At 49.8% G+C, this 5,621-nt stretch carries 9 protein-coding genes; 3 read left to right on the forward strand and 6 right to left on the reverse strand.

All coding sequences use genetic code 11. The annotated features are described in order from the left end of the window. The 3 genes from VE954_RS36335 to VE954_RS36345 form a co-directional block, all read left to right on the forward strand. The coding region (locus VE954_RS36335) for a helix-turn-helix domain-containing protein (RefSeq protein ID WP_324962363.1) at window positions 1-323 on the forward strand (323 nt) is incomplete at its 5' end. Continuing rightward, window positions 320-1,411 (forward strand): tyrosine-type recombinase/integrase, encoded by a 1,092-nt coding sequence (locus VE954_RS36340; protein ID WP_324962365.1) that lies wholly within the window; start codon window positions 320-322, stop codon window positions 1,409-1,411. The genes VE954_RS36335 and VE954_RS36340, both read left to right, overlap by 4 nt. A 434-nt stretch (window positions 1,412-1,845) precedes the next feature. Then, entirely contained in the window at window positions 1,846-2,175 is a 330-nt protein-coding gene (locus VE954_RS36345) for a hypothetical protein (RefSeq protein ID WP_324962367.1), read from the forward strand. A gap of 35 nt (window positions 2,176-2,210) precedes the next feature. Here the strand turns inward: VE954_RS36345 and VE954_RS36350 are convergent, their stop codons facing one another. From VE954_RS36350 to VE954_RS36375, 6 genes are all read right to left on the reverse strand, one after another. After that, window positions 2,211-2,450, reverse strand: coding sequence for a hypothetical protein (locus VE954_RS36350; RefSeq protein WP_324962369.1), 240 nt, complete (start codon window positions 2,448-2,450; stop codon window positions 2,211-2,213). Next, window positions 2,447-2,947, reverse strand: a complete 501-nt coding sequence (locus VE954_RS36355) for a hypothetical protein (RefSeq protein WP_324962371.1) — start codon at window positions 2,945-2,947, stop codon at window positions 2,447-2,449. Before VE954_RS36355 ends, VE954_RS36350 begins: the two co-directional genes overlap by 4 nt. A gap of 209 nt (window positions 2,948-3,156) precedes the next feature. Then, a complete protein-coding gene (locus VE954_RS36360; RefSeq protein WP_324962373.1) occupies window positions 3,157-3,846 on the reverse strand; it encodes a hypothetical protein in 690 nt (229 codons plus the stop codon). Beyond that, window positions 3,843-4,058, reverse strand: coding sequence for a hypothetical protein (locus VE954_RS36365; protein WP_324962375.1), 216 nt, complete (start codon window positions 4,056-4,058; stop codon window positions 3,843-3,845). Before VE954_RS36365 ends, VE954_RS36360 begins: the two co-directional genes overlap by 4 nt. Window positions 4,059-4,367: 309 nt before the next feature. Continuing rightward, entirely contained in the window at window positions 4,368-5,297 is a 930-nt protein-coding gene (locus VE954_RS36370; protein ID WP_324962377.1) for a hypothetical protein, read from the reverse strand. A 2-nt stretch (window positions 5,298-5,299) separates the two neighbouring features. Continuing rightward, a partial coding sequence (locus VE954_RS36375; protein ID WP_324962379.1) for a hypothetical protein occupies window positions 5,300-5,621 on the reverse strand: 322 nt, incomplete at its 5' end.

The following is a 5,621-nucleotide window of genomic DNA, read 5'->3' on the forward strand; positions in this document are numbered from 1 at the left end:
CTGAACTGCTTCGATTGAATTCCAATCACCTGATTCAAACCCGCCAAAGACAGATGCCGCGAACCGAAAAATCCCAAACGAAATCCACTCCACATTCGACCAAATCCGATGCTATGGTAGGCAAGCTCTTTGACAATTTGGATAGTGAACAGTTGCTTACGGCAGAACAGTTGGCCGAAAGGCTAAATATCGCGGTGAAAACTGTAAGGAAATGGCGATACGAAGGTGTATTGCCATTGGATTCGATGGTGAAGCTTCGCCATCAGGTTAGGTATAGGTGGGTAAAAGTCTTGGGATGGCTCAATGCGAAAGGAAAGCAGTGAGTATCCATAAGAAAAGATCCGGTTCATATCAAGTGCGCTGGCGTGAGCATGGCCGGTTAAAATCCAAGAATTTTTCCAGAAAGATAGATGCAGAACGATTTGAAGCTTCCATAAAGCTTGACGTGTTTCCTGCCAATCCCTTTGGCCAAGTGGAATCTCCACCCACGATGACATTTCAAGGATTTTCCGAGATTTGGCTCAGAGACTACGGTCTTGTCCACAAGACTGAAGGGGCTCTGATCCACGATCGACAAATTATAAGGGATTATCTGATTCCATCCTGGGGAAACATTAGGATTGATGCAATTGCCAGAAGGGATATTGCCAAACTGCAAGGCAAGCTCATCGCTGAGAAGCGATTGAAGGAGAAAACGATTAACATCATTGTGGGCTTGGCCCACAAGATGTTCAAAGTCGCGGCACAGTGGGACTACATCAAGGTGAATCCAGCCGAAGGCCTCCCGCCGATTCGATTGCCGGAACAGGACTACCGCTTCTGGACGTTTGATGAGCGAGATCGGTTCTTGAGCTGGGCTAAGGCCCATGACCCGGAGCTGTATCTTATAATAGCAGTAGCGGTAAACACGGGGCTGAGGCGCGGGGAGATGGAAGGGCTGCTTCGCGACTGTCTTGACTTCGAGCGTCGCATGATTGTCGTACGACGAAGTTACTGTTCCAAGACCAGGAAGCTCAACGAGCATACGAAGGGAAAGAAGATCCGTCGGGTACCTATGAATGACCTGGTTTATCAACAGCTACGAGCGAGGTCTGCCATACCAATGAATCATCAGGTTCTTCCGTATGCGTACCACCATCTGGTGGAAAGGTGCTTCAAACCGGCCCAGGAACGCGCAAAGGTGAGTTCCATCTGCTTCCATGATCTCAGGCATACGTTTGCCTCGCACATGGCGATGGCTGGCGTCAGCGCTTTTGACATCCAAAAGGTCATGGGACACTCGGATATCAAGACTACAATGCGTTACATGCACTTGAGTCCTGACCACCTCATAGGGCTGACCGACGTGCTTAACAAAAAAATATCTTCAATTGAAAAAGAGGAGATAAAATGCATCAACCAAGCAAACTAATCGTTCCGATGAAGTGTTCACCGAAAGTTCACTCGAAAACTTTTAAGGCTGATTTCTTGAATGATTTCAATAAGGGAGTTGGTAGCGGGGGCAGGATTTGAACCTGCGGCCTTCGGGTTATGAGCTCGACGAAATACCAGAGTCCATCAAAAAGCATACGGTTCACCGAGAATCTTTTCAAGTGGTTTTTGATCACCTAAGGCTTGGCAACAGAGGGTTTGCAGGCTTGGTATTCCCACAACGCTACGCTATTCGAGTTCTTTCGGCGGAACCTCCTGTAAACTTCAGTGACACGCAGGCGACTAAGACTCCAGCTGGTTAAGTGAGGCCGGAATGCTGACCCCCACGCTCAGGTACCGCCGAGTTCAACCAGGGCTTGACTCAGGTTGTATGGGAGGCTATACCATACAAATGAATGGTCTGCTGGAGGGGTCATGGAAGGCCGGTCTGGGAAGGAATTGCTGTCTGCAGAAACTCGGGATCTATTCGTTATGGCTACCCGCCTCATCACAGAGGACTGGGTTAAGCTGGAACTCGTAAAGCGGTTGACCAACACGCCATCAATCGACAAGGCCCTGGAGCAAACCTATGCTGAGGTCGACTGGACTTCCCGGGAGTCGATACTGCCGCTTGTCCCCTTGTTGGAGGACATCTACCGACATACGCCCAGGACGGTGCTGAACGTGCCTCAGAAGCTGGATGTGGCCCTGGCCAAGGACGGGTTTCGAATGAAGCAGGGTAAACTGGTAAGGCTTAAGATGTGAAACCCACCTGGGCCGTGCCGCGGTGGGGGTTTTTCTTATTTGTCGGAAGTGTCGGGGTTGCTACTACTTCCGGGCTCAGCTTTACCAGTAGCACGGCTGATGTGAACACAGTTACCTTCAGAGTCACACATCTTGATCTGAGTTCCGTCGCCGTTAATTTCGGACGTGCAGCCGCCTGTGCAATGTACCCCGCCGCTAGGGGTGACAATGATTTTAGCCCACAAAGGTGTAGTCAGCCCAATTACAGCTACAGCAGTAACAACAAACTTCTTCATAACTTCTCCTTTGAAATAACAAACCGGGTCACCCTTGGGTTCTCTTTACTCTCGTCGAACTTAGAGTAGTGCCCGTATGCTTCACGATGATCCGCCAAGAACGACAGCATTTTCATTTGTACGCTCTCGTCGCTCTTGGCCTCTAACTCGACGGTGCACTTACCGTCCAGACACTCGACCAAGTGAACGTCAGCAACCTTGGCAAGTTCTTTGTCGGCCTTGATATCGTCCACAAGACTTTCCTGGGTTGTCAGGTCTACCGGCGTAGGCGCGGGCTTCTCCTCAACCACTCTCTCGGGTGTTGGAGTTGGGGTAGTTTCGGGTAGTTTTGGGTAATCAGGGGTATTCGGTGCAGGCTCTAGCTTAGCCTCAGTAACCGGTGCCGATACTGCCGGCCGTTCCTCAACCGTAGCTGGTATGTCTGCTTTAGGTTTCAAAGCGAGATAGCCTAAACCTGCTATCACTATTGCGCCTGCAGCCAACATTTTAACGTTCATAGTTAGTCCTCCCGCCAGTGATTCGAGTGCCTTATAACCCAAACGTACTTGGAACAGAAGCGCCCGCGTGACGTTGGGTAACCTCATCGTTTTCAGTACTACACCTAATCCCTGAACGCAAAAAAGCCCAGGCTGGATTTTTCCCAGTGGGGCGTACTGTTCAATTCAAAATGAAAAACCCCAGAGGGTTAGTCTGGGGGTTTAGCGGTTTACCATTCAGTAATTGTAACTTCTTCCTCCCGGCCAGTGCCTATCGGAGTACCCAATCCACCAGTGCCCACACCAGGGTTAATTGATCCGGTAACACCAGCACCACCAGTACTAGAGCTATCAGCTGGCTTAGGTGTATTTTTTAATTTTTCCGCATTTCGCTTCCGCCTTTGATAATTTTCCCACTTATTCCAACTTCGGATTGCTGAAATGCAGGCAATACCAGTGGCAGCACATCCGACTCTTGCGAAAAATAGAGCAGCACCGCCGGTTACAAATGTCGAAAATACACCGTACCCGCAACTAGCACCAGCGGCAACACAAAGGGCACTCTCTGCGTAAGCTGCCCATTGCTCATCTGGAATATCTGTAAGTAAAGTTATTTCTTGCTCCAGATTATACACCGTCGCATTATCCGTGGATGCATTAGCAAATTTCGTGAAAGTAGTATTGTCTACTACCTTCAATTCGATGTTCAAATCTGCAAATTCTTGCACCATAGCAGCATCGGGACTAATATTGTCAGATGCATTTAAGTAAATCGAATCAATCGAGCCAAAGTCGTCCGCAAGAGTAACCACACAAGCATTATTCAATTCTGTGTAGCACCGCTTATATGCAACATAGCTCGTCTGAGCATTTGCTGCTGAATAAGCAAAGAGTGCGGCTAATAAAATAAATAATCTCATTTTCTCATCCCTTCTCGCAATTTTTTATTTTCGATCTGCAACACGATGACCCAGCCAAAAGCAAAAAACGCCATTGCAAGAAACTTCAGCTTTTCAAAAATGATGCTGGGATTTGAAGTTTCCGGCAGAAAGAAAGAAGCTGCGCCGCATATATAGACTGCTGCAGCTAAGCCTATAAATAAATAAGCTATACCCTTTGCAAATTTGTCCACTTTTTAAAGCTCCTTTAGTTGGTCTGGCAAAGCTTTTGCCGGGTTTATATACTCGAATGAAGCCAAGAAGTGGAATGGTCATTTTGACGGTTGAGTAATTTTAATTTTGCAAGCTCGGTGTATTTTCCTTGGGGGGCCTTATTCGTTCACGCTGAAAGTTGGCGGGATGAACACTCAAAGCGAGAACTCGCTGCCCAGCAACGACAAAAGGGCCGTTGAAGCCTTTTTCTGTTCTGACATTTGATGCGGAGGAAGAACGGGGTAGAACGCTGTGGGAGGGGAGCCCGAAAAGCTCCCCTTTTTAGCTGATCAGATATAGCTCTTGGGCTTCTGCTGAACCCGACGAGGATCCCGAGGATCCGAGTTCCATTGTTCGTCGTTTGGCTCTGCAAACTGCTCTCTACTCTTCTTCAACGCAGCAGCTCTTGCGTCGGCGTCTGCTTTCGCTTTGGCTGCTGCAGCGGCGGAATCTGCTTCAGCCTTCTGACGGTCAGCAACCGACGTGCCCAGATACCCTTTCAAAGTATCGAAGCCAGTCTGGTTCTGTTGGTTTGCCGAAGCAACCCTCGCCTGCTGTTCGGCAATCCCTTTGTACACGCCCTGGTCATTCACCAGCCCAGTGTTAACTTGGTTCTGCCAGGTGCTCAGCTTGCTGCCTGCGTCCTGCTTCCCAAGGAAGGTATCGAGAGAGGCGAAGCCCGAACCGTAATTATGCTTCTGCTGAAGTCCTGCCTTCTGGGTGTTGAAGTCGTTGCCATGAAGCGCAGCAGCGTTTTTCACGTTCGCGTACCCCCTCTCCAATTCATTGGTGGGGTTGTCAGCTGGCTTCTGGTATTGCTTTACCCTCGCGTCAGCTGTCTGGTCGATGTAGTCGGATGCTCCTGAATTGGTGTAGTCCACGGCTTGCTGTACCTGACTCGACTGCTGAGCGCCGGCCTTATTCGCTGCGTCCACGCCCGCGTCACCCCAAGTGATGGCTGACTGGTTTGCCATCTGCATTTGACCCTCTACAGCCTTCTGCCCGTTTGCAACCATGTCGTTGGCAATGCCCGCGCCCTGACCTTGGTTGGCTGTCAGGTACTTCTGCAGGTTCGTAAAACCGGTTCCTACAGTCTGGCCAGCAGGCGATGTTGGTCCAGACGATGCTCCTGCACCGCCGCTTCCTGCGAGAACTGTACTACCTCCGGTCGTGGGGAATTGGTTTTGAGCTTCTTCGTCCTGGTTGTTTACAAAAGCCATGATTAAATCCTTTCTTGTGGTTGTGCGGCCGCGTCGAGCAGCCGTGATTTTGATACTTGTTTCATTACGCTCTGCCAGTACACGTCTGGCTGGTGCCCGACTTCGAGAGCCGTCAGCCATTTCTCTAACCTCGCCTTGACGAAGCTGTCTCGTGCGTCTCTGGCGGTGCCGTAATAAGTCTTGATGGGTTGCGACATCGTCCCTCGTAGCTGCTCAATAAGTTCCAGCTGGTCGTCACTTGCGTTTGCTGCCCTCGCAGCTTTAAGAATCTGAAAGTAGGTCATGCAGGTCCTTTGGTGTTTGGCAATAGGAGGCCGTTGCCCT

The organism is Oligoflexus sp., assembly GCF_035638955.1.
In the GTDB taxonomy this organism is placed as follows: domain Bacteria; phylum Bdellovibrionota_B; class Oligoflexia; order Oligoflexales; family Oligoflexaceae; genus Oligoflexus.

Coding starts and splice junctions, on each gene's coding strand:
- VE954_RS36345 (WP_324962367.1), top strand. CDS start 1,846: ATGGAAGGCCGGTCTGGGAAGGAATTGCTGTCTGCAGAAACTCGGGAT.
- VE954_RS36350 (WP_324962369.1), bottom strand. CDS start 2,450: ATGAAGAAGTTTGTTGTTACTGCTGTAGCTGTAATTGGGCTGACTACA.
- VE954_RS36355 (WP_324962371.1), bottom strand. CDS start 2,947: ATGAACGTTAAAATGTTGGCTGCAGGCGCAATAGTGATAGCAGGTTTA.
- VE954_RS36360 (WP_324962373.1), bottom strand. CDS start 3,846: ATGAGATTATTTATTTTATTAGCCGCACTCTTTGCTTATTCAGCAGCA.
- VE954_RS36370 (WP_324962377.1), bottom strand. CDS start 5,297: ATGGCTTTTGTAAACAACCAGGACGAAGAAGCTCAAAACCAATTCCCC.